The sequence below is a fragment of the Nocardioides sp. genome (assembly GCF_024509035.1).
GTDB lineage: Bacteria > Actinomycetota > Actinomycetes > Propionibacteriales > Nocardioidaceae > Nocardioides.
In genome coordinates, this window is record NZ_JANINT010000298.1 from 1 (window position 1) to 2,375 (window position 2,375).

Below are 2,375 nucleotides of genomic sequence, written 5' to 3' on the forward strand. Positions count from 1 at the left end.
TGCCGCTCGAGGACCGGATCGAGCCCGACGCCGACGCACTGCGGGTGACGGTCGCGCGGCTGCACGGCTGCGCCCAACGCCTCGTGCACCTCGGGATCCCGGTCGACCAGGCGGTCGCCGAGATCCGGTCGGTGACGATGAACGCCGACCTGCTTGCCGAGGCGGCACTCGCCGCCCTCCGCGGCTGGGGGTCGACGGCCGCCAAGCCCTGGCAGACCCGCGAGGTCGCCGAGCTGCTGGTGCGCGCCGGAGCCACTCGCTCCTGGCCCTGACCCACCGGACGCCGCTCGCGTGCGCCCGTCTTGGTCAGCAGGGTCCTAGCCTGAGGCCCGTGGGACCCGACGCCGAGCTCGTCGCTGGGATCCGGACGGCCCTCGCGGCCGCCGGGGACCCCGAGCGGGCCGCGGACCAGCAGCGCTACATGAAGTCCGAGATGCCCTACCGGGGCATCTCCTCATCGGAACTGACGGCGCTGCTGCGGCCGCTGCTGAGTGCCTGGGACCCGGGCGACCGGGCTGCCTGGGAGGCGACCGTCCGCGCGCTGTGGGATGGGGCGACCCACCGGGAGGAGTGGTACGCCGCGCTGGCGGTCGCGCGGCACCGGAGGGCACGGCCCTGGCTCGACGCCGGCTCGCTGGAGCTGTCCCGGCACCTCGTGGTCACCGGGGCCTGGTGGGACGTCGTCGACGTGGTGGCCGTGCACCTCGTGAGCGTGGCGCTCCGGGCGGACCGGGCCGCCGTGGAGCCGGTGGTGCGGGCCTGGGCCGGCGACGAGCACCTGTGGTTGCGGCGTACGGCCGTGCTCTGCCAGGTCGGCGCCCGCGACCAGGTCGACGCGGACCTGCTGCGGCACGTCGTCGAGGCCAACCTCGACGACGGGTCCTTCTGGCTGCGCAAGGCGATCGGCTGGGCGCTGCGCGACCGCGCGCGCACCGACCCGGCGTGGGTCCGTGCCGAGGTCGACCGCCTGGGTGACCGGCTGCCCGCGCTGTCGCGACGTGAGGCGACGAAGCATCTCTGAGCCGGGACCCAGCGCGTGGACCTGTGACGCACGCAACATCGGCGCGGTGGCACAATCCCTCGGGTGACGATGGCATCGGTGGCCGATCGGCTCTCGGGACAGCACGTCCTGCTCACGGGCGTGACGGGGTTCGTGGGGGAAGCGCTCCTGCACCTCCTGCTGCGCGAGGTGCCGGACGCGCGGGTCAGCGTGCTGGTCCGCCCGAAAGGATCGACGACCGCGGAGGCTCGCACCCGGGCGCTGCTCGCCAAGCCGATCTTCGCCGGCCTCGACGGTGCCGCCGGCCGGGTCGAGGTCGTCTCCGGCGACCTCTCCGACGTGCCCGCGCTGCCGGCGGACCTCGACGCGGTCGTGCATTGCGCCGGCGACGTGTCCTTCGACCCGCCGGTGGACGAGGGGTTCCGCACGAACGTGCTCGGCACGCGCGACCTGCTCGAGCGCATCCGCGAGACCGGCGGGGACGTCCACTACGTCCACATCTCGACGGCGTACGTCGCGGGCCGCCGGCGCGGCTCGATCCCCGAGGGGCCGGTCGACCACGACGTCGACCTCGAGGCCGAGCTCGCGTGGGGCCTGAGCCAGCGGCGCCAGATCGAGCACCAGAGCCGCAGCGCGTTCGTGCTCGAGCGGGAGCGCCGCAGGGCCGAGAAGGCGCACAGCCGGGCCGGGATGCTCACCGCGGCGAGCGCGACCGAGGCCGCCCGCAAGGAGTGGGTCAAGACCGAGCTTGTCCGGGTCGGCACCGAGCGGGCGCGCAGCCTCGGCTGGACCGACTGCTACACGTTCACCAAGGCGCTGGGGGAGCGGGTCGTCGAGGCGCACGCCGCCACCGCGCGGGTCTCGATCGTGCGGCCCAGCATCATCGAGTCCGCCCTCCTCACCCCCCACCCGGGCTGGATCGAGGGCTTCAAGATGGCCGAGCCGCTGATCCTGGCCTACGGCCGCGGCGAGCTGCCGGAGTTCCCCGCGGCCGCCGACACGATCGTCGACATCGTCCCGGTCGACCACGTGGTCGCCGCGATCGTCGCGGTCCTCGCCAACCCGCCGGAGGCCGGCGCACCGGCGTACTTCCACGTCTCCTCGGGAGACCGCAACCCGCTCACGTTCCGCCAGCTCTACGCGGACGTGCGGGCCTACTTCGACGAGCACCCGTTCGCGGCCGGTGACCGGGGGGCTGCGCGCCTGCCCGACTGGCGGTTCCCCGGCGCCCAGGCCGTCGAGCGGCTGCTGACCACCAGCGAGCGGGCCTACCGGGTCGCCGACTACGTCGTGGGCCGGACGCCGCGCAGCGACCGGGCCCGCGACCTGGCGCGCAAGCTCGACCAGCAGGGCCGTCGGCTGCAGTTCCTGCGGC

At 74.6% G+C, this 2,375-nt stretch carries 3 protein-coding genes; all 3 read left to right on the top strand.

Annotated elements, in window-relative coordinates; all coding sequences use genetic code 11:
• The coding region (locus Q0L15_RS19450) for a hypothetical protein (protein WP_296606221.1) at window positions 1-272 on the top strand (272 nt) is incomplete at its 5' end.
• Window positions 273-331: 59 nt separating this feature from the next.
• Window positions 332-1,021: a DNA alkylation repair protein gene (locus Q0L15_RS19455; RefSeq protein WP_296606222.1), complete on the top strand. Its 690-nt coding sequence runs from the start codon at window positions 332-334 to the stop codon at window positions 1,019-1,021.
• A gap of 69 nt (window positions 1,022-1,090) precedes the next feature.
• The coding region (locus Q0L15_RS19460) for an SDR family oxidoreductase (protein WP_296606224.1) at window positions 1,091-2,375 on the top strand (1,285 nt) is incomplete at its 3' end.